Annotated in this window: 16 protein-coding genes; 14 read left to right on the top strand and 2 right to left on the bottom strand. The window is 72.7% G+C overall.

Annotated elements, in window-relative coordinates:
• The first annotated feature begins 177 nt into the window (after positions 1-177).
• From ACFYTT_RS29320 to obgE, 6 genes are all read left to right on the top strand, one after another.
• A complete protein-coding gene (locus ACFYTT_RS29320) occupies positions 178-2,163 on the top strand; it encodes a TIGR03960 family B12-binding radical SAM protein (protein ID WP_131056624.1) in 1,986 nt (661 codons plus the stop codon).
• Positions 2,164-2,262: 99 nt separating this feature from the next.
• Entirely contained in the window at positions 2,263-2,982 is a 720-nt protein-coding gene (locus ACFYTT_RS29315; protein WP_131056626.1) for a TIGR03936 family radical SAM-associated protein, read from the top strand.
• Positions 2,983-3,113: 131 nt separating this feature from the next.
• Positions 3,114-6,101 carry an Rne/Rng family ribonuclease gene (locus tag ACFYTT_RS29310; protein WP_176095323.1) on the top strand — a complete coding sequence of 996 codons (2,988 nt, stop codon included), beginning with the start codon at positions 3,114-3,116 and terminating at the stop codon, positions 6,099-6,101.
• A gap of 332 nt (positions 6,102-6,433) precedes the next feature.
• The gene (gene rplU, locus ACFYTT_RS29305; RefSeq protein WP_117229528.1) at positions 6,434-6,748 is read left to right on the top strand and encodes a 50S ribosomal protein L21; all 315 of its coding nucleotides are present in this window, start codon (positions 6,434-6,436) and stop codon (positions 6,746-6,748) included.
• Positions 6,749-6,759: 11 nt separating this feature from the next.
• Complete coding sequence (gene rpmA, locus ACFYTT_RS29300; protein ID WP_091077796.1) at positions 6,760-7,014, top strand: 50S ribosomal protein L27; 255 nt, start codon at positions 6,760-6,762, stop codon at positions 7,012-7,014.
• Between the two features lie 89 nt (positions 7,015-7,103).
• Complete coding sequence (gene obgE / locus ACFYTT_RS29295) at positions 7,104-8,552, top strand: GTPase ObgE (protein WP_176095322.1); 1,449 nt, start codon at positions 7,104-7,106, stop codon at positions 8,550-8,552.
• 63 nt (positions 8,553-8,615) lie between these two features.
• Here the strand turns inward: obgE and ACFYTT_RS29290 are convergent, their stop codons facing one another.
• Both ACFYTT_RS29290 and ACFYTT_RS29285 read right to left on the bottom strand, forming a co-directional pair.
• Complete coding sequence (locus ACFYTT_RS29290) at positions 8,616-9,095, bottom strand: DUF4383 domain-containing protein (protein WP_131054911.1); 480 nt, start codon at positions 9,093-9,095, stop codon at positions 8,616-8,618.
• A gap of 183 nt (positions 9,096-9,278) precedes the next feature.
• Positions 9,279-9,497 (bottom strand): DUF397 domain-containing protein, encoded by a 219-nt coding sequence (locus tag ACFYTT_RS29285; RefSeq protein WP_093407559.1) that lies wholly within the window; start codon positions 9,495-9,497, stop codon positions 9,279-9,281.
• A 68-nt stretch (positions 9,498-9,565) separates the two neighbouring features.
• Here ACFYTT_RS29285 and pepN point away from each other — a divergent pair, with 68 nt between their 5' ends.
• The 8 genes from pepN (at position 9,566) to ACFYTT_RS29245 (ending at position 19,683) form a co-directional block, all read left to right on the top strand.
• Entirely contained in the window at positions 9,566-12,079 is a 2,514-nt protein-coding gene (gene pepN, locus ACFYTT_RS29280) for an aminopeptidase N (RefSeq protein WP_387264021.1), read from the top strand.
• Positions 12,080-12,153: 74 nt separating this feature from the next.
• Positions 12,154-12,753 (top strand): nicotinate-nucleotide adenylyltransferase, encoded by a 600-nt coding sequence (gene nadD, locus ACFYTT_RS29275; RefSeq protein ID WP_131053418.1) that lies wholly within the window; start codon positions 12,154-12,156, stop codon positions 12,751-12,753.
• A gap of 96 nt (positions 12,754-12,849) precedes the next feature.
• On the top strand, positions 12,850-13,254 hold the full coding sequence (gene rsfS / locus ACFYTT_RS29270) for a ribosome silencing factor (protein ID WP_131053417.1): 405 nt from the start codon (positions 12,850-12,852) through the stop codon (positions 13,252-13,254).
• Positions 13,251-13,901, top strand: a complete 651-nt coding sequence (locus ACFYTT_RS29265) for a histidine phosphatase family protein (RefSeq protein WP_387264017.1) — start codon at positions 13,251-13,253, stop codon at positions 13,899-13,901. Before rsfS ends, ACFYTT_RS29265 begins: the two co-directional genes overlap by 4 nt.
• Positions 13,902-13,935: 34 nt before the next feature.
• Positions 13,936-14,784, top strand: coding sequence for a DegV family protein (locus ACFYTT_RS29260; protein WP_387264015.1), 849 nt, complete (start codon positions 13,936-13,938; stop codon positions 14,782-14,784).
• Positions 14,785-15,004: 220 nt separating this feature from the next.
• Positions 15,005-15,772 (top strand): SDR family NAD(P)-dependent oxidoreductase, encoded by a 768-nt coding sequence (locus ACFYTT_RS29255; RefSeq protein ID WP_387264012.1) that lies wholly within the window; start codon positions 15,005-15,007, stop codon positions 15,770-15,772.
• Between the two features lie 528 nt (positions 15,773-16,300).
• Positions 16,301-17,311, top strand: a complete 1,011-nt coding sequence (locus ACFYTT_RS29250) for a helix-hairpin-helix domain-containing protein (RefSeq protein ID WP_387264055.1) — start codon at positions 16,301-16,303, stop codon at positions 17,309-17,311.
• Positions 17,308-19,683: a ComEC/Rec2 family competence protein gene (locus ACFYTT_RS29245; protein ID WP_387264009.1), complete on the top strand. Its 2,376-nt coding sequence runs from the start codon at positions 17,308-17,310 to the stop codon at positions 19,681-19,683. The genes ACFYTT_RS29250 and ACFYTT_RS29245 overlap by 4 nt, the downstream gene beginning before the upstream one ends.
• Positions 19,684-19,770: the final 87 nt, after the last annotated feature.

Below are 19,770 nucleotides of genomic sequence, written 5' to 3'. Positions count from 1 at the left end.
GCTGGTCCCCATGCCCGCTTGTTAGGAAGGGACCCTTCCTATGCACCAGGCGTTAGGAAGGGTCCCTTCCTTACATCAGTGGCGGTCGCCGGTGTGGTGGAGGGTCGATTCCGCTGGTGCCCTTCTCGGCCAGGTGTGGCGTGGTGGCCGATGGGTGGGCGCGTACCCTTGGGCATCATGAGCGTCCCGTCCACCACTCCGCGTCCTGTCGCGGCCAACTCCGTCTGGCCCCGCCTGGAGCCGCTGCTGCCCCAGGTGACCAAGCCCATCCAGTACGTCGGTGGCGAACTGGGTGCGGTGGTCAAGGAGTGGGACTCCGCGACCGTGCGCTGGGCGCTGATGTATCCGGACGCGTACGAGGTGGGCCTACCCAATCAGGGCGTGCAGATTCTCTACGAGGTGCTCAACGAGCTCCCCGACACGCTCGCCGAGCGGACGTACGCGGTCTGGCCGGACCTGGAGCGGCTGATGCGCACCCACGAGGTGCCGCAGTTCACCGTCGACGCGCACCGTCCGGTCGGTGACTTCGACCTGTTCGGCGTCTCGTTCGCCACCGAGCTGGGGTACACCAACCTGCTCACCGCCGTCGACCTGGCCGGCATCCCGCTGCTCGCGGTCGACCGTACCGACGCCGACCCGGTGATCGTGGCCGGCGGGCACGCCGCGTTCAACCCGGAGCCCATCGCCGACTTCGTCGACGCCGCCGTGCTCGGTGACGGCGAGGAGGCGGTCCTGGAGATCACCGCGATCGTCCGGGAGTGGAAGGCGGAGGGCTCGCCCGGTGGCCGGGACGAGCTGCTGCTGCGGCTGGCCCGCACCGAGAGCGTCTACGTACCGCGCTTCTACGACGTGGACTACCTGCCCGACGGCCGGATCCAGCGGGTCGTGCCGAACCGGGCGGACGTGCCGTTCCGGGTGCACAAGCGCACCACGATGGATCTGGACGCGTGGCCGTACCCGCGTAAGCCGCTGGTCCCGCTCGCCGAGACGGTGCACGAGCGGTACGCGGTGGAGATCTTCCGGGGTTGCACCCGGGGCTGCCGGTTCTGCCAGGCGGGCATGATCACCCGCCCGGTGCGGGAGCGGTCCATCACCACGGTCGGGCAGATGGTGCAGCAGGGGCTGGAGTTCTCCGGCTTCCACGAGGTGGGTCTGCTGTCGCTCTCCTCCGCCGACCACTCCGAGATCGGTGACATGTGCTCCGGCCTCGCCGAGCAGTACCAGGGCACCAACGTGTCGCTGTCGCTGCCGTCGACCCGGGTGGACGCGTTCAACATCGATCTCGCCCAGGAGCTGTCCCGCAACGGCCGCCGGACCGGGCTGACCTTCGCCCCGGAGGGCGGGTCGGAGCGGATCCGCAAGGTGATCAACAAGATGGTGTCGAAGGACGACCTCATCCGCACCGTGGTCACCGCGTACACCAACGGCTGGCGGCAGGTGAAGCTCTACTTCATGTGCGGCCTGCCCACCGAGACCGACGAGGATGTCCTCGAGATCGCCGACATGGCCCACGAGGTCATCCGGGCCGGTCGCGCCGCCACCGGCTCGAAGGACATCCGCTGCACCGTGTCCATCGGCGGGTTCGTGCCGAAGCCGCACACCCCGTTCCAGTGGGCGTCGATGCAGCGCCCGGAGGTCATCGACCACCGGCTCAAGCTGCTCAAGCAGGCGATCAACTCGGATCGTTCGCTGGGGCGGGCGATCGGTTTCCGCTACCACGACGGTGAGCCCTCGTTGATCGAGGGACTGCTGTCCCGGGGTGACCGCCGCGTCGGCGCGGTGATCCGCCGGGTGTGGGAGAACGGCGGCCGGTTCGACGGCTGGAGCGAGCACTTCTCGTACCAGCGCTGGGTGGAGGCGGCCACCGAGGTGCTGCCCGGGTTCGGGGTGGACCTCGACTGGTACACCACCCGCGAGCGCGAGGAGCTGGAGGTCCTGCCCTGGGACCACCTGGACTCCGGCCTGGACAAGGACTGGCTCTGGCAGGACTGGCAGGACTCCCTCAGCGAGTACGAGCAGGACGACTGCCGCTGGACGCCCTGCTTCGACTGCGGCGTCTGCCCGACCATGGACACCGAGATCCAGATCGGCCCGACCGGCCGGAAGCTGCTCCCGTTGACCCCGGTCAACGGTCTGAAGCTGCCCACCGGCGCGCAACAGTGACCCCGGGGCCCCGGGCGGGGTCCGACACCGAGGAGCAGGACGATCAGTAGGAAACCTCAGCCCGAGGGCGGCCAGGCGCCGGTCGTCCAGCGCGTCCGGATCCGGTACGCCAAGCGTGGCCCGCTGCGGTTCACCTCGCACCGCGACTTCGCCCGGGCGTTCGAGCGGGCGCTGCGTCGTGCCGGCGTACCGGTGGCCTTCTCCCAGGGCTTCACCCCGCACCCCAAGATCTCGTACGCCAGCGCCGCGCCGACCGGCGTCGCCAGCGAGGCGGAGTACCTGGAGATCGGCCTGCGCGAGGAGGTGGACCCGGCGCAGTTGCGCGAGGCGCTGGACACGGCGCTCTCGCCCGGCCTCGACGTGCTCGACGCGGTGGTGGCCACCGGCAGTGGGCTGGCCGACCGGATCCAGGCGTCCCACTGGCGGATCGAGCTGCCGGAGGTGGATCCCGAGATCCTGACCAAGGCGGTGACCGCGTTCCTGGCGGCCGACGAGGTGCTGGTGGAACGGATGACCAAGCAGGGGCGGCGGACCTTCGACGCTCGTGTCGCCGTCACCCGCATCGATATGATCACGTCGTCGGCGACGCCTTCCGTGGCCCCGGCCGTACCGTGTGCGATACTCGAACTGGTCGTGCGGCAGGTCACCCCGTCCGTACGGCCCGATGACGTCCTTTCCGGCTTCCGCGTGGTGGCCGGCCTGGAGCCGCCGGTAGCCCCGAAGGTGACCCGGCTGGCTCAGGGCACGCTGACCGCGCAGGGTGCGATCGTGGATCCGCTTGACGCGGACCGCGACGGGGCAACCATCGGCGGGCGCTGACCGACGGTCGGTGCTCAGACAGGCAGACTTCGCCGGTCGCGCACGCCCGTGCGCCCGGGGAAACACCTTTGCGGCGACCCTGCGTGGCAGCGCTCACCCGCGCCCGGGGAAGCCAGAACTGGAGAACGTCCATGCTCGAGAACGAGCCCGAGGGCGGCGAACGGACCGGTGCGAACCCGGCCGGCGAGACCGCTGAGACCAGCACCACCGGCACGGCGGGCAGCGCCTCACCGGTGGCCCCCGACGCGTCGGAGGAGACCTCCGGCACCGTGAGCGGTGCGGCGGACCTGGGCAGTCCGTCCGCCGCCGAGGCACCACCGCGCAGGCGGGCCACCCGTCGCCGGGCCACCCCGGTCACGCAGCCGGAGCAGATCGACGCCCCGGTCGAGGCGTCCAGCGACCCGGCGCCGGGCAGCTCGGAGGCGCCGCAGGCGGAGGTCTTCGCCCCGGTCTCCGGTGACCTTGACGAGGCGCCGAAGACGCCCCGGCGACGCCGCAAGGCCACCACCGCGTCGAAGACCGCCGAGGAGCCGCTGGCCGTGGCCGAGGTCGAGGCCGCCGACGGGGACGTCGTACCGCCGGTGAAGGTGACCCGTACCCGTCGCAAGAAGGCCGCCGCGCCGCCGGCCGAGGTTCCGGCGGTGGTCGAGGAGCCGGTGGTCGAGGAGCCGGCACCTGCGGCCGGTACCGACTTCGGTGCGGCCGCGCTGCCCCCCGAGGGCGGCGCGCCGGTCGAGGAGACCGAGAGCGACCCGGCCGAGACGGTGACCCCGACGGAGCCGGAGGCCGAGCCCGCGCCGGAACCCCGCTCCCGTCGACGGCGTGCCGCGCTCAGCGCGCCGACGGTGTTGTTCATGGCGCCGGAGGAGGTCACGGCCCGCGCCGCCGCCGCTGCGGCTGCTGCGGCCGCACCGCCCGTCGAGGAGGAGACGCCCGAGGAGCCGGCGGAGCCGGCCCGGCGCCGTCGCCGGGGTCGGCGCGAGCCCGAGCCGGAGCCCGCCGTCGAGGCGGAGGTCGAGGAGGAGCCCGCGGCGGAGGCCGACGAGGCCGACGACGAGGACGAGGACGGCTCGGGTCGGCGTCGCCGTCGACGTGGCCGTCGGGGTCGGGGCCGGGGCAAGGGTGGCGCCGAGGACTTCGACGAGACCGACGAGAACGAGGCCGAGGAGGCCGTCCAGAGCGACGCGGACGAGACCGAGACCGAGTCCGACGAGAGCGGCGACGAGGGCGACGGCGACGGGATGACCCGGCGTCGGCGTCGGCGCCGCCGCCGGGGGGCCGGTGACACCGAGGGGGGCGCCGACGACGGCGTACCCACCGTGGTGAAGATCCGGGAGCCGCGCCGCACGGTCGACGAGGTGCAGGGCGTCTCCGGTTCGACCCGGTTGGAGGCCAAGCGGCAGCGCCGCCGGGACGGCCGCGAGCAGCGCCGGACCCGCCCGCCGATCCTGAGCGAGTCGGAGTTCCTGGCCCGCCGCGAGGCGGTCGACCGGGTGATGGCGGTACGCCAGCGCGGTGACCGCACCCAGATCGCCGTCATGGAGGACGGCGTGCTGGTCGAGCACTACGTCACCCGCAACTCGGCGGGCACCATGGCCGGGAACGTCTATCTCGGCAAGGTGCAGAACGTGCTGCCGAGCATGGAGGCGGCGTTCGTCGACATCGGCCGGGGCCGCAACGCCGTGCTGTACGCGGGCGAGGTCAACTGGGACTCCACCGGCCTGGAGGGGCGGGCCCGCTCGATCGAGCAGGCGCTCAAGTCCGGCGACTCGGTGCTGGTGCAGGTCACCAAGGACCCGATCGGGCACAAGGGCGCGCGGCTGACCAGTCACGTCGCGCTCTCCGGTCGGCACCTGGTGTACGTGCCCGGCGGCAACGCCTCCGGGATCAGCCGCAAGCTGCCGGACACCGAGCGCAAGCGACTGCGTGACGTGCTGAAGAAGCTGGTGCCGGACGGTGCCGGCGTGATCGTCCGGACCGCCGCCGAGGGCGCCAGCGAGGACGAGCTGGCCCGTGACGTCAAGCGGCTCCAGGCGCAGTGGGAGGACATCCAGGCCAAGTCCACCGAGGGTGGCGCGCCGGTGCTGCTCTACGAGGAGCCGGACCTGGTCATCCGGGTGGTCCGGGACCTGTTCAACGAGGACTTCCGCGAGCTGGTGATCGAGGGCGACCAGTCCTACGACATGGTCGAGTCGTACCTGTCGCACGTCTCGCCGGACCTGGTCGCCCGGCTGCGCCGGCACGTGGGCACCACCGACGTGTTCGCCGCGCACCGCATCGACGAGCAGATCCTCAAGGGGCTCGACCGCAAGGTCTTCCTCCCCTCCGGCGGCCACCTGGTGATCGACCGGACCGAGGCGATGACCGTGGTCGACGTCAACACCGGCAAGTACACCGGGGCGGGCGGCAACCTGGAGGAGACGGTCACCCGCAACAACCTGGAGGCGGCCGAGGAGATCGTCCGTCAGCTGCGGCTGCGGGACATCGGCGGCATCGTGGTGATCGACTTCATCGACATGGTGCTGGAGTCGAACCGGGAGCTGGTGCTGCGCCGGTTGACCGAGTGCCTGGGCCGGGACCGCACCAAGCACCAGGTCACCGAGATCACCTCGCTGGGCCTGGTCCAGATGACCCGCAAGCGGATCGGCGCCGGGCTGCTGGAGGCGTTCAGCGAGACCTGCGACTGCTGCAAGGGTCGCGGCCTGGTCATCCACACCGAGCCGGTGCCGGAGAAGCCACGGTCCGGTGGCCCGGAGAAGGTGAAGGCGGTCGCCACGGCCACGCCGGCCGCCGAGCAGACGAGCGGCTCGTCGCGGCGTCGGGGCCGCAAGGGCGCCGCCGAGCGGACCGTCGTCGAGGTCGCTGAGACCGAGGAGACCGCCACCGCCACGGCGGACGCGGACTACCACGACACGATGGGCTACGACCTGTCCCGGTACGAGACGGACACGCCGGTCGCCCCGGACGTGGCCGACAGTCAGCAGGGCGAGTCGGCCCGGCTGGCCGCTCCGGACGACCCGGACGCGCTGGGTGAGAGCGACGAGGAGGAGGGTGCCGAGGGTGGCACCGGCCGCCGTCGCTCCCGGCGTGGTGGCGCGCGCCGCCGTACCCGACCCTGAGCACGCTGCGGTGCACCTGACCGGTCCACCGCACCGACGTCGATGAGCCCCGCCCGCGGTGACGTCCGCCGGGCGGGGCTCCGGCGTATCGTGACGCGGGTGCGGCCGGGCGGGTGACGCCACGGCCGGTGACCGGGTGGTGGCCGCGCGGTGGCCCGGGTTCCGGTGGGGGTGGCCCGGTTTGGGACCGGCCGCGACCATGGCGTACGCTAGCCTGCGGCGCACTTTGGTGTGCCGAGTTCCCGTGTGCCCGCGCCGCCGTGCCTCTGCTACCCGGCGAGCCGCCGCGGGGACGACCGCCAGCAGCCTCAACGACAGGGAGTCCGCCTCCGATGTACGCGATCGTCAAGACCGGCGGCAAGCAGTACAAGGTCGCCGAGGGCGACGTGATCGAGGTCGAGAAGCTCGCCGGTGCCCCCGGCGACGCGGTGAAGCTCGCCGCGGTGCTCCTCGTCGACGGTGACGACCTGGTGACCGACGCGGCCAAGCTTGCCGAGGTCGAGGTGTCCGGCGAGATCGCCGCGCACACCAAGGGCCCGAAGATCCGGATCCACAAGTTCAAGAACAAGACCGGCTACCACAAGCGCCAGGGTCACCGCCAGCCGCTGACCCAGGTCAAGGTGACCGGCATCTCCAGCGGGAAGTAGGTCGTTCTCAGATGGCTCACAAAAAGGGTGCGTCCAGCTCGCGTAACGGCCGTGACTCCGCGGCCCAGCGGCTCGGCGTGAAGCGCTTCGGTGGTCAGGTCGTCAGCGCGGGCGAGATCATCGTCCGGCAGCGCGGCACCAAGTTCCACCCCGGTGACCTGGTCGGCCGTGGAGGCGACGACACGCTCTTCGCACTCTCCGCCGGTGCGGTCCAGTTCGGCACCAGGCGCGGTCGCAAGACCGTCAGCATCGTGCCGCAGCAGTAGCTTCGAGGCGAAGCGGGCCGTGGACCTGATGTCCCGGCCCGCTTCGTCATTTCTCACGCGGGGTAGCGCCCCGCTGGAAGGATTGCGGCGTGACGACGTTCGTTGACCGGGTCGTTCTGCACCTGCAGGCCGGCGACGGCGGGCACGGTTGTGTGTCGATCCACCGGGAGAAGTTCAAGCCGTTCGGTGGCCCCGACGGCGGTAACGGCGGCCACGGCGGCAGTGTGTCGCTGGTGGTCGACCCGCAGGTGCACACGCTGCTCGACTTCCACTTCCGTCCGCACGTCAAGGCGCAGAACGGTCGCGGCGGCGCGGGTTCCAACCGGGACGGCGCCAACGGCGGCGACCTGGTGCTCACCGTGCCGGACGGCACGGTCGTGCAGACCGCCGACGGCACCGTGCTGGCCGACATGGTCGGTGCCGGCACCACCTTCGAGGTGGCCCGGGGCGGGCGTGGTGGCCGGGGCAACGCCTCGCTGGCCAACTCCCGCCGGAAGGCACCCGGTTTCGCCGAGTTGGGCGAGCCGGGGGAGCAGTTGGACGTCGTGCTGGAGCTCAAGAGCGTCGCCGACGTCGGCCTGGTCGGCTTCCCGTCGGCCGGCAAGTCGTCGCTGATCTCGGTGATCTCGGCCGCCAAGCCGAAGATCGCCGACTACCCGTTCACCACCCTGGTGCCGAACCTCGGCGTGGTGCGGGTCGACAACCACACCTTCACCGTCGCCGACGTGCCCGGACTGATCCCGGGTGCCGCCACCGGCAAGGGCCTGGGGCTGGAGTTCCTGCGGCACGTCGAGCGGTGTGCCGTCCTGGTGCACGTGATCGACACCGCGACGCTGGAGCCGGGCCGGGACCCACTGGCCGACATCGACACCATCGAGGCGGAGCTGGCCGAGTACGGCGGTCTGGCAGACCGGCCGCGCATGGTGGCCCTGAACAAGATCGACGTGCCCGACGGCCGGGACCTCGCCGAGATCGTCCGGCCCGACCTGGAAGCGCGCGGTCTGCGGGTCTTCGAGGTGTCGGCGGCCACCCGGGAGGGTCTCAAGGAGTTCATCTACGCGATGGCCGAGCTGGTGGCGCAGGCGCGGGCCGCGGTGCCGCCGGCCGAGCCGACCCGCATCGTGATCCGGCCCAGGGCGGTCGACGACGCCGGGTTCACCGTCGAGGTGCAGGACGACGGCTCCTACACGGTGCTCGGTGGCCGTCCGGAGCGGTGGGTGCGCCAGACGAACTTCGACAACGACGAGGCGGTCGGCTACCTCGCCGACCGGCTGGCCCGACTCGGCGTGGAGGAGCACCTGGCGAAGGCCGGTGCCCAGCCGGGCGACCTGGTGCGCATCGCGGACCGGGAGTTCGACTGGCGGCCGACCCTCTACGCCGGGGCCGACTACGTGCCGGGCTCCCGGGGCCGCGACGAGCGGCTGGAGGAGAAGACGAACCGGGCCAACGCGGCGGAGCGGTTGGCGGCCCGCAAGGCGCGCCGGCAGCGGCCGGAGGACGAGGTGGAGGCGGCTCCGGCACCGGACGACGCCGGATAGCGCGCCACCGGCCGACACGGGTTCGACTGCCGGCGACCGTCACGTCGAGGTGGTCGGGCCCGGTCAGGGGCGGTCCAGCGGGTCGTCCAGCCGTCCGCCGGTGCCCGCGCGGCGGGAGAGCAGCAGACCGAGGGCCAGCATCCCCAGGGCCAGGCCGAGGTGCAGCCAGTTGTCCGCGCCGTTGACCGGGATGAAGTTGGCGCCCGCCTGGTCGACGACGACCAGGCCGTAGATCCAGAGCACCAGGTACACCGCGCCGCCGCCGATCAGGAACAGACGTGCCCCGGCCACGCTGCGGGCCAGCGCCAGACCGGCCACCCCGAAGGCGAGGTGGACCAGGTTGTGCAGGACCGAGACCTGGAACACGCCGAGCAGCTTCGCCTCGGAGTGGTGGCCGGCGAAGGACAACTCGCCGTAGTTCGTGGTGATGCCGGGAACGAACCCGAGCACCCCGATCAGGAGGAAGACCACCGCCAGCACCAGTGCGGCGAGCTGGGCGCGGGTTCTGCGCCGGGTCGGCTTCTCCAGCGACCTGTGCGCCATCGTCGTCACCTCCGTGAGCCCGCGACCGTCGCGGGGTGGGTCCCCGGCTCCGACGATCTCGCATGTGCGCCGCCGTCGGGGGCGACTCCGGAGAAATGACGACTCTGGTGGGGCCCTGCGCACCGTGTGCCCCGGTCCGGCACGGCGGGACGAACCCGCCGACCGGGGCGACCGGCGGTGGGCTCAGTCCAGGTCGAACTCGCCGTCCTGGGCCCCCGCGACGAAGGCGTCCCACTCGGCCTGCGTGAACACCAGCACCGGGCCGTCCGGCTCGGCGGAGTTACGCATACCGATGAGGTCGTCGACGAAGGCGACCTCCACCGCCGCCTCCGAGGTGTCGCCCTCGGCCCGCTGCCAGACCGCCCGGGAGAGGTCGAAGTCACCCTTGGGGTGCGCTGTCATTGCGTCAGTCCTCCAGTACAGGGAAATTGGGGAAGCTCGTTCGATGCCTCATCGGGCAGGATAAGCGGATGCCGAGCCTGAGCCGTGCAGAGTCGACCGCGCGTGGCGCGTCGATCTCCGTCGTTTCCTACCACGTGGACCTCGACCTCACCGGTGGCGACGAGCGGTTCCGCTCGCTGGTCACGATCCGGTTCCGGGCCACCGGCAGCGAGACCTTCGCCGAGGTGAAGCCCGCGAGCCTGCTGGCGGTACGCCTCAACGACCGTGACCTCGACCCGGCCGCCTTGGACGACAACCGGCTCGTCCTGACCGGGCTGGCCGAGGAGAACACGCTGACCGTCGAGGCGGAGATGGCGTACACGAACACCGGTGAGGGGCTGCACCGGTTCGTGGACCCGGCCGACGGTGAGACCTACCTGTACGCGATGTCCTTCCTGGACGACGTGCAACGCATCTTCGCCGCCTTCGACCAGCCCGACCTGAAGGCGCCGGTCACGCTCGCGGTCACCGCACCGGAGCACTGGACGGTCGCGGCCAACGGCGCGCCGGCCGCCAACCCGGCACCCGGGCGCTGGGAGTTCACCCCCACGCTGCCCATCGCCACGTACTTCTTCACGCTGATCGCCGGCCCCTGGCACGTCCGGCGGGACAGCCACGACGGCATCCCGCTGGGGGTGTACTGCCGCCGGTCGTTGGCCGAGCACCTGGACGCCGACGCCGACGAGATCTTCACCATCACGAAGCAGTGCCTGGACCGGTTCCACCAGCTCTTCACCGAGCGGTACCCGTTCGGCAAGTACGACCAGGCGTTCGTGCCGGAGTTCAACGCCGGGGCGATGGAGAACCCGGGCCTGGTGACCTTCCGCGACGACTACGTCTTCCGCTCGGCGGTCACCGACTCCGAGCGGGAGGAGCGGGCCACCACCATCGCCCACGAGATGGCGCACATGTGGTTCGGTGATCTCGTCACCATGCGCTGGTGGGACGACCTGTGGCTGAACGAGTCGTTCGCCGAGTACCTCGGCACCCGGGTCACCGCCGAGGCGACCCGGTTCGACCAGGCGTGGACGACCTTCGCGCTGCAACGCAAGGCCTGGGGGTACGCGGCCGACCAGCGCCCCTCCACCCACCCCGTCGCGCCCGAGGAGGTGGTCGACGCGGCGCAGGGGCTACTCAACTTCGACGGAATCTCGTACGCCAAGGGCGCCAGCGTGTTGCGGCAACTGGTCGCCTGGCTCGGTGACGAGGCGTTCCTGGCCGGTCTGAACGATCACTTCGCCCGACACCGGTTCGGCAACGCCACCCTGGCGGACCTGCTCGACAGTCTCGGTGCCGCCAGCGGCCGGGACCTCACCGACTGGGCGGAGCCGTGGCTGCGTACGGCGCAGGTGAACACGCTGCGGTCCGAGGTGCGGCTGGACGCCGACGGCCGGTACGCCGAGGCGGCCGTGGTGCAGACCGCCCCGCCGTCGCACCCGGTGCTGCGTCCGCACCGCATCGGGGTCGGCCGGTACGCCGTCGACGGCACCGCCGAGCGGCAGGAGGTCGACCTCGACCCGAAGGCCGACGACGGTCGTACCGTGCTCACCGGGTTGGTCGGCGAGCCGGCGGCGGCGGTCCTGCTGCCCAACGACGGTGACCTGACGTTCGCCAAGATCCGTCTGGACCCGGCCTCGGCCGACGCCGTGCCTCTCCTGCTGCCCCGGCTGGCCGACCCGCTGGCCCGGGCGCTGCTCTGGGGCGAGGCGCTGGACGCCGCCACCGACGGGGAACGGCCGGTGCCGGCGGTGGTGGACCTGATCGAGGCGGCGCTGCCCGCCGAGACCGAGGTGATCATCGCCGAGGACGTGCTGGCGCTGAGCCGGTCGCTGGTCGACCGCTACCTCGACCCGGCGGCCCGGCAGACGGCCCTGGCCCGGATCGCCGACGCCTGCCGCCGGTTGCTCGACGGTGCCGCGCCGGGGGAGTCGTTGCAGTTGGCCGCCGCGCGGGGCCTGATCGCCGTGACCACCGACGCCGACCTGCTGGGCGGCTGGCTCGCCGGTCGGGGCGTACCGGCCGGGTTGGCCGTCGACACCGAGCTGCGCTGGTCCGTCCTGGCCCGGCTGGTGGTGCTGGGGGCCGCCGGTGCGGTCGAGGTCGCCGCCGAGGCGGACACCGACCCGAGCGCCGCCGGCGCGGAGCGGGCCGCCACCTGCCGGGCCGCCCTGCCCGACCCGGCCGCCAAGCAGGCCGCGTGGGAGATCATCGTGTCGAACACCGAGCTGTCCAACCGGCTGGTCGAGGCGACGGCCGCCGGTTTCTGGCGCCCCGAGCAGGCGGAACTGACCGCCGAGTACGTGCCCCGGTACTTCGACGACATGCCGGCCGCCGCGCGGCTGCGTACGCCCTGGGTGGCCGACCGGGTGGCCAAGCTGGCGTTCCCCCGGTACGCGGTGGCGCGATCGACCCGGGAGGCGGCCGAGGCCCTGCTGGGCCGCGACGACCTCACCCCCGGGTTGCGCCGGGTGGTCACCGACGCCGACGACGACCTGCGGCGGGCGCTCCACGCCCGATCGGCGGTCGACGGCACGCCCAGCTGACCTGGTGTCGCCGGGGCGGTGCCGTGGGTCACGGCCCGGCCCGGCGTGAACCGGATTCGGCATAGGATCATGGTGTGCGGGAAGACATCCGGCGGGTCGGGATCATGGGCGGCACGTTCGACCCGATCCATCACGGCCACCTCGTCGCGGCGAGCGAGGTGGCGGACCGGTTCGGGCTGGACGAGGTGGTGTTCGTGCCCACCGGGCGGCCCTGGCAGAAGGAGGACGTCCCGGTCAGCCCGGCCGAGGACCGCTACCTGATGACGGTGATCGCGACCGCGTCGAACCCCCGCTTCCAGGTCAGCCGGGTCGACATCGACCGGGGTGGTCCCACCTACACCGTCGACACGCTGCGGGATCTGCGCGCCGAGTACGGCCCGAAGGCCCAACTGTTCTTCATCACCGGCGCGGATGCCCTGGAACGCATCCTGAGCTGGAAGGACCTGGACGAGATCTTCGAGCTGGCCCACTTCATCGGGGTGACCCGGCCGGGCTTCGAGCTCTCCGACGAGCACGTACCCGCCGACACGGTCAGTCTGGTGCAGGTGCCGGCGATGGCCATCTCGTCGACCGACTGTCGGGCGCGGGTCTCCCGGGGCGTACCGGTCTGGTATCTGGTGCCGGACGGTGTGGTGCAATACATCGCGAAACGGCGGCTCTACCAGGGTGATTAGCCGGTTTCGTCCCGATTACTGCGTGAAACCGCCAAGTCGGGAATCCGCAGGGTGTGAGAGGCTTGAGAGCATCGCACGGGTGATCGAGGGAGAACGGTGACAGTTTCGGAACGCGCTCACGAGCTGGCGATGGCCGCCGCCCAGGCCGCGGCCGACAAGAAGGCTCAGGACATCGTCATCATCGACGTGGGTGACCAGCTCGCCATCACCGACGCGTTCCTGATCGCCGCGGCCCCGAACGAGCGTCAGGTGCTCGCCATCGTCGACGCCATCGAGGAAGCCCTGCTCGAACTGCCCGAGAAGGCCAAGCCGGTGCGGCGCGAGGGCGAGCGCGGCGGCCGGTGGGTGCTGCTCGACTACGTCGACATCGTGGTCCACGTCCAGCACACCGAGGAGCGCGAGTTCTACGCCCTCGACCGGCTCTGGAAGGACTGCCCCACCATCCCCTTCGTCGACCGGGACCTGGCCAGCGCCGAGGCCGCCAGCGGATCCGGCGAGTGACCCGGCTGATCGTCTGGCGGCACGGCAACACCGACTGGAACGCCGCCGGTCGGGTGCAGGGGCAGACCGACGTACCCCTCAACGACCGCGGCCGCGAGCAGGCGCGCCAGGCCGCGCCGCTACTGGCCGCGCTGCGACCGGACGCCATCGTCGCCAGCGACCTGAGCCGAGCGGCGGGCACCGCCGGTGCGCTGTCCGCGCTGACCGGTCTGCCGGTACGCTCCGACGCCCGACTGCGTGAACGCCACTTCGGACGCTGGCAGGGCCTCCTGCTCACCGAGGCGACGGCCCAGTTCCCAGCGGAGTTCGCCCGCTGGCGGGCCGGTGACCCCGACCCGGGCGCGGAGATCGAACCGTTGAGCGAGTTGGGCAAGCGGATGGGCACCGCCCTTCAGGAACTCGCCGACGAACTCGCCGGCCGCACGATCGTCGTGGCCACCCACGGCGGTGCCGCCCGGCAGGGCTGCGGTCAGCTGCTCGGCTGGGAGCCCAGCGTGCTCCGTGCCGTCGGCTCGCTGCGCAACTGCCACTGGACCGAGCTGCGGCACGACGCCGACCGTGGGTGGCAGATGCGGACGCACAACGTCGGCCCGGTCGACGTACCGCCGGTCGCACCCGCCCGGCCGGGCTCCGCCGAAGCGGTCTGACGCCGCACCGCACCGATCGGCTACCGTGCCGGGCATGCCCGTCGCGGTCGTGACCGACTCCACCGCCTACCTGCCGCCCGAGCTGGTGCCCGCGTACCAGCTCACCGTGGTGCCCTTGACCGTGGTGCTCAACGGCGTCGAGGGACTGGAAGGGGTCCAGACCTCCCCGGCGGACGCCACCCGCGCGCTGAGCGCCCGCCGGGTCTCGGTGAGCACGTCCCGCCCGTCCCCGGAACAGTTCGTCCGGACGTATCAGCAGTTGCTGGAGGCCGGTGCGGACGGCGTCGTGTCGGTGCACCTGTCGGCGGGACTCTCCGGCACCGTGGAAGCCGCCGAACTGGCCGCCGCGCAGTTCGGTGACCGGGTGACGGTGGTCGACAGCCGCTCCTGCGGCATGGGCCTCGGCTTCCCGGTGATCGCCGCCGCCCGGGCCGCCCAGCGCGGTGCCGACCTGACCGGCGTACGCGCCGAGGCCGTCGCCGCGATCGACCGGACCACCATCTACTTCTACGTCGACACGCTGGAGTTCCTGCGCCGGGGTGGACGGATCAACGCGGCCGAGGCGCTGCTCGGCACGGCACTCTCGGTCAAACCGATCCTGTACATGCCCGACGGCGTCATCGTCCTGTGCGACAAGGTGCGGACGGCCAGCCGTGGTCTGGCCCGCCTGGTGGACCTGGCCGTCGAGGCGGCCGGAGACGCGGAGATCGACCTGGCCGTGCACCACCTGGCCGCACCCGAGCGCGCCGAGACGTTGCTGGGGGCGCTCACGACCCGGCTGGGCACGCGCCTGCACGACACGTACGTCTCCGAGGCCGGTGCCGCCGTCGCGGCCCACGCCGGCCCCGGCCTCGCCTGCGTCGTCACCCACCGCCACCCCTAGGGTCCTGCCTCCCCCGGCTGGCGGTCCTCCCCGCCCCGGGTGCGGCTCGCCCCCCGCCCCGGGGTGAGGTTCGCCGCCGTCCCGGGCGAGGCTCGCCGATCATGGAGTTGTGGTCGAGGGTCCGTGCGGTTTTGTCCCGTTATGAAAGTGCCATCACTTCATGATCGACGGGGTGGGTGCGGGGATGCGGGAAGATGGGCGGGGGTGGGAGGAGGGGCGGATGTCCTGTGTGGTGACCGGGGGTGGGCGAGGCGTCGGGCGGGGGATCGTGGAGCGGCTGCTCGCCACGGGTGAGGCGGTCGTGATCGTCGAGCGTGATGCCGGCACGGTGTCCTGGGTGGAGCAACATGCGGAGAGCGGGCGACTGGCGGCGGTGGTCGGCGACGCCGCCGACGAGGGCGTCGCCGGCCGCGCCGCCGACCTGGCCGAACGCGCCGGGCCGCTGACCGGCTGGGTGAACAACGCGGCGGTGTTCCGGGACGCCTCGGTACACGACGCCCCGGTCGGCGAGGTGGTCGACCTGATCACCCGTAACCTGCGCCCCGCCGTGGTCGGCGCGGCCACCGCGGTACGCCGTTTCCTGGCCGCCGGCACCGACGGCGCGATCGTGAACGTCTCCTCCCACCAGGCCGCGCGACCAGTGCCCGGCTGCCTGCCGTACGCCACGGCGAAAGCCGCCATCGAGGGGCTGACCCGCGCGCTCGCGGTCGAGTACGGCCCGCGCGGCATCCGGGCGAACACGGTAGCCCTCGGTTCGGTGGCCACCGAGCGGCACGAGGCGTTCCTGGCCGCGCAGACGCCGGAGCAGGCGGGACGGGTCGAGGCGGAGCTACACCGCCTGCACCCGGTGGGCCGGATCGGCCGGCCCCAGGACGTCGCCGAGGTGGTGGCGTTCCTGCTCTCCCCGGCGGCGGGCTTCGTCACCGGCGCCACCCTGCCGGTCGACGGCGGACGCGCGGCCCTCGGCCTCGATCCGGAATCCCGCTGACCTGGGCCGGTCACGGCAGCGGAGCGACCAGCAAGGACTGGCGGGGCTGAGGCGAGCCCCGGTTCGTCGGCGGGAGGCGTCGTCCACCGGCTGCTCTCCTCCTCCGCCCTGTCGCCCTCGGCAGGATTCGTCTCGCCGTCACCGCCCTGTCGCCGGTCGCTCATAGCCAATGAACGGTGCACGCCCTCCGAGCGGAAGATCACGCTCGATCCGGGATCGAGTGGCATCCGAGCGCGACGGTGACCACTCGATCCGGGATCGAGCGTGATCTTGCGGTGGAGGCGACAGCGACCTCGGTGGCAGCGCAGCACGGAAGCATCCCCGGCCCGGTGAGGTCCGTCGGGTCCGCCGGGTCCGACGGGTCCGGCCATAGCACGAACGATGCGTGATCAGGCGGTTGTCCACAGACGACCGGTTATCCACAGCCGGGGCGATCGACGGCGGCGCGCGTCGTGCTCGCCGTCCTAGCCTCGCGCCGTGTCCAACGACGACGAGGAGACGGCGGTCCGGGATCGCCTGTGGCGGCTGATGCCCGGCACGACATCGCGGGATCCCGTCGTGCCTGCCGGTCGACCGCCACCGGCAGGCCAGGACGTCGACCCGATGTCCGTGCACGTCACCGGCCCTCACACCTACGGCTACCCTCCGGTGTCGTCGTCGATGCGGCGCGCGCCGGTGGAGTGGCCGACCGTCGCGCTGCCCGTCCACACGCCGGTCGCCCCGGAGTTCTCGTCGGACACCGGGACCTACGCCACCGGTCCGCAGCCGTCTCCCTCGGCACCTGGCGGCACGGTGGTCACCGATCCGTACCCTGCTGCGGCACGAACCGGCCGGTCGAGTGCCGAGGCGCAGACGAATGCCGACGCGACGCCGGCACCGTCCCGGCTGCCCGGGCCCGGGGCGTTCGACCCCGGGCGGCGCGGGGTCCGGGTGCTCGCCGTCGTCGCCATTCTGGTCGTGGTCGTCGCCGCCGTTTGGGCGTGGCGGTCCCGTCCGCAGGTCGAGCCGGTCGTCACGGTCACCGGTCCCAGTGGCGTCGCCGACACCGGGGACCCGTCCGTTCCTGCCGGTGACGAGCAAGTGACCGACCCGTCGGCCGTACCCGTCGGTGAGGTGGTCGTCGCCGTCGCGGGCAAGGTGCGTCGGCCGGGTCTGGTGCGGCTTCCGGCCGGGGCTCGGGTGGCCGACGCCGTCGAGGCGGCCGGTGGAGCGCTGCCCGGGGTGGACGTGGCGATGCTGAATCCGGCCCGCAAGGTGACCGACGGTGAGTTGATCGTGGTCGGCGTACCGGCGCCGACACCGGCCGCCCCGGCGCCCGGTGTCGCCGTACCCGGTGCCGTACCCGGCGGCCGGGTGAACCTGAACACGGCCACGCTCGCGCAGCTCGACGCGCTGCCCGGGGTGGGACCGGTGCTCGCACAGCGGATCATCGAGCACCGCGACCAGCGCGGCGGCTTTCGCGCCGTCAGCGACCTGCGTCAGGTCAACGGCATCGGCGACGCCCGGTACGAAGAGCTGAAGGACCTGGTGACGGTGTGACCGCCGAGGCGACGGTTCCCGATCTCCGGCTGGCCGGGCTGGCCGTGGCGGCCTGGCTCACCGCCCTGGCCGGACTGCACCTCGGCGCGGGGCGGACGTTGCTGGTGGCCGTGGTGGCGGCGGCAGTGGCGATGCTGGTCGCGGTGCACCTGCTCGGGTTCGCCGGGCGGCAGGGTGCGGTCAGCCGACGCTACGGCTGGATCGTGGTGGCGGCGTTGATCGGGATCGTCTGCGGCGGTGCGGCGACCTCGGCCCGACTGGCGGTGCGGGACGCCGGTCCGTTGCGCGCCCTGGTCGAGGAGGGCGGGCAGGTCACCGCGGAGCTGGTCGTCCGGGACGATCCCCGGGCGCTACGCGGCGGCATCGTCGGCCGCCCGCCGACGTTGCTGGTGCCGGCCCGGCTGGTGGGCGTCACCGGCCCGACGGGGCAACGGGTCACCGCGCCGGCCCGGGTGCTGGTGCTCGCCGACGAACCCGCCTGGCGCGGGTTGCTGCCCGGGCAGCGCATCACGGCCGAGGGCCGCCTGACCGAGCCGCGTGGCGGTGACCTGACCGGTGCGGTGCTGCTGGCCGAGGGCGAGCCCGTCCGGCTCGGGTCGGCGTCGGCGCTGCAACGGGCTGCCGGGCTGCTGCGGGCCGGTCTGCAACGCGCCTGCGCGCCGCTGCCCGACGACCCGGGCGGCCTGCTGCCCGGTCTGGTCGTCGGCGACACCAGCGCACTGCCCGACACGGTCGAGGAGGACTTCCGGGCCACCGGCATGACGCATCTCAACGCGGTCTCCGGGTCCAACGTGGCGATCGTCGTGGGGGCGGTGCTGTTGGCGGCGCGCTGGGCCCGCGCCGGTCCGACGCTGGCCGTCGTCCTCTGCGGGCTCGCCCTGGTGGGCTTCGTCATCCTGGTCCGGCCCTCGCCGAGCGTGGTGCGTGCGGCGACCATGGGGGCGATCGGACTCGCCGCGTTGGCCACCGGGCGACCTCGGGCGGCAGTGCCGGCCCTGGCCGCCGGGGTGGCGGTGCTGGTGCTCGTCGACCCCGATCTGGCCGGGGACGCCGGCTTCGCGCTGTCGGTTCTGGCCACCGGTGGTCTGCTGCTGCTCGCGCCACGATGGCGCGACGGGTTGCGTCGACGGGGCGTACCGGCGGGGGCGGCCGAGGCGCTGGCGGTACCGGCCGCCGCGCAACTGGCCTGCTCCCCGGTGATCGCCGGGCTGTCGGGCACGGTCAGTCTGGTCGCGGTCCCGGCGAACCTGCTGGTCGTGCCCGCTATCGCCCCGGCCACGGTGCTCGGGGTGCTGGCCGCGACGATCTCGCCGGTCTGGCCCGCCGGTGCCCAGGCCGTCGCCTGGCTGGCGCACTGGCCGGCGTGGTGGCTGGTGCTGGTGGCCCGGCACGGGGCCCGCGTGCCGGCCGGCAACCTGCCCTGGCCGGGTGGGGTGTCCGGGGCGCTGCTGCTGGCAGCGCTGACGGTGGCCCTGCTGGTGGCGGCGCGGCGGCCGGTGGTGCGCCGCCTGGTGGCGGTGCTGACCGCAGCCGTCGTGGTCGGCACCCTGCCGGTGCGGGTGGCGGCGCCGGGCTGGCCCCCGAAGGGGTGGGTGGTCGTCGCCTGCGCGGTGGGTCAGGGCGACGTCGTGCTGCTGCCGGTGGCGGCGGGGCGCGCCGTCGTGGTCGACGCCGGACCCGATCCGGCGGCGGCGGACGCCTGTCTGCGCCGGCTCGGCGTACGGCGGGTGCCACTCCTGGTGATCAGTCACTTCCACGTCGACCACACCGGGGGAGTGGCCGGGGTCTTCCGGGACCGTCGGGTGGACACGGTGGTGACACCTCGCTGGCCGGAGCCGGAGATGGGGCGGGACCTGGTGCACGACACGGCCGCCGCGAACGGCACGCCTCTGGTGGCCGCCCCGGCCGGGTGGCGGTACCAGGCGGGCGCGGTCGACCTGGTGGTCCTCGGTCCGCCCTACCCGATGCGGGGGACCAGGTCCGACCCGAACAACAACTCCCTGGTGCTGCGGGCCACCGTGGCCGGGGTGCGGATCCTGCTCGCCGGGGACGCGGAGACCGAGGAGCAGGAGGCGCTGCGGGAACACCTGCCGCCGCACGGGCTGCGGGCCGACGTGTTGAAGGTCGCCCACCACGGCAGCGCGTACCAGGATCCGGCCTTTCTGGACGCGATCGCGCCGGCGGTCGCGTTGGTGCCGGTGGGCGCGGGCAACACCTACGGGCACCCCAACGAGGCGGTCCTGGCCCGGCTGAGTCGAGGTGGGGCGCGGGTGCTGCGGACCGACCTCGACGGGGACGTGGCCGTGGTGGTCGGTCCGTCCGGGCTCGCTGTGGTGGCAGGGGGAGTGGACCTGACCAGGGCGAACAGATGAGCGAATCCGACTTATGGAGAAAGAAGGCTAATTGTAAATATGTCTGGATTTGCGCTGAGTGCGGGGTCTGCCAGCACAGTACCGACG

Source organism: Micromonospora sp. NPDC003816 (assembly GCF_042874705.1).
GTDB lineage: Bacteria > Actinomycetota > Actinomycetes > Mycobacteriales > Micromonosporaceae > Micromonospora.
The sequence above is the reverse complement of the archived record's forward strand: the minus strand, read 5'-3'. Positions and strand labels throughout refer to the sequence as shown.

Coding starts and splice junctions, on each gene's coding strand:
- ACFYTT_RS29320 (WP_131056624.1), top strand. CDS start 178: ATGAGCGTCCCGTCCACCACTCCGCGTCCTGTCGCGGCCAACTCCGTC.
- ACFYTT_RS29310 (WP_176095323.1), top strand. CDS start 3,114: ATGCTCGAGAACGAGCCCGAGGGCGGCGAACGGACCGGTGCGAACCCG.
- rplU (WP_117229528.1), top strand. CDS start 6,434: ATGTACGCGATCGTCAAGACCGGCGGCAAGCAGTACAAGGTCGCCGAG.
- rpmA (WP_091077796.1), top strand. CDS start 6,760: ATGGCTCACAAAAAGGGTGCGTCCAGCTCGCGTAACGGCCGTGACTCC.
- ACFYTT_RS29290 (WP_131054911.1), bottom strand. CDS start 9,095: ATGGCGCACAGGTCGCTGGAGAAGCCGACCCGGCGCAGAACCCGCGCC.
- ACFYTT_RS29285 (WP_093407559.1), bottom strand. CDS start 9,497: ATGACAGCGCACCCCAAGGGTGACTTCGACCTCTCCCGGGCGGTCTGG.
- pepN (WP_387264021.1), top strand. CDS start 9,566: ATGCCGAGCCTGAGCCGTGCAGAGTCGACCGCGCGTGGCGCGTCGATC.
- ACFYTT_RS29260 (WP_387264015.1), top strand. CDS start 13,936: ATGCCCGTCGCGGTCGTGACCGACTCCACCGCCTACCTGCCGCCCGAG.
- ACFYTT_RS29255 (WP_387264012.1), top strand. CDS start 15,005: ATGTCCTGTGTGGTGACCGGGGGTGGGCGAGGCGTCGGGCGGGGGATC.
- ACFYTT_RS29250 (WP_387264055.1), top strand. CDS start 16,301: ATGCCCGGCACGACATCGCGGGATCCCGTCGTGCCTGCCGGTCGACCG.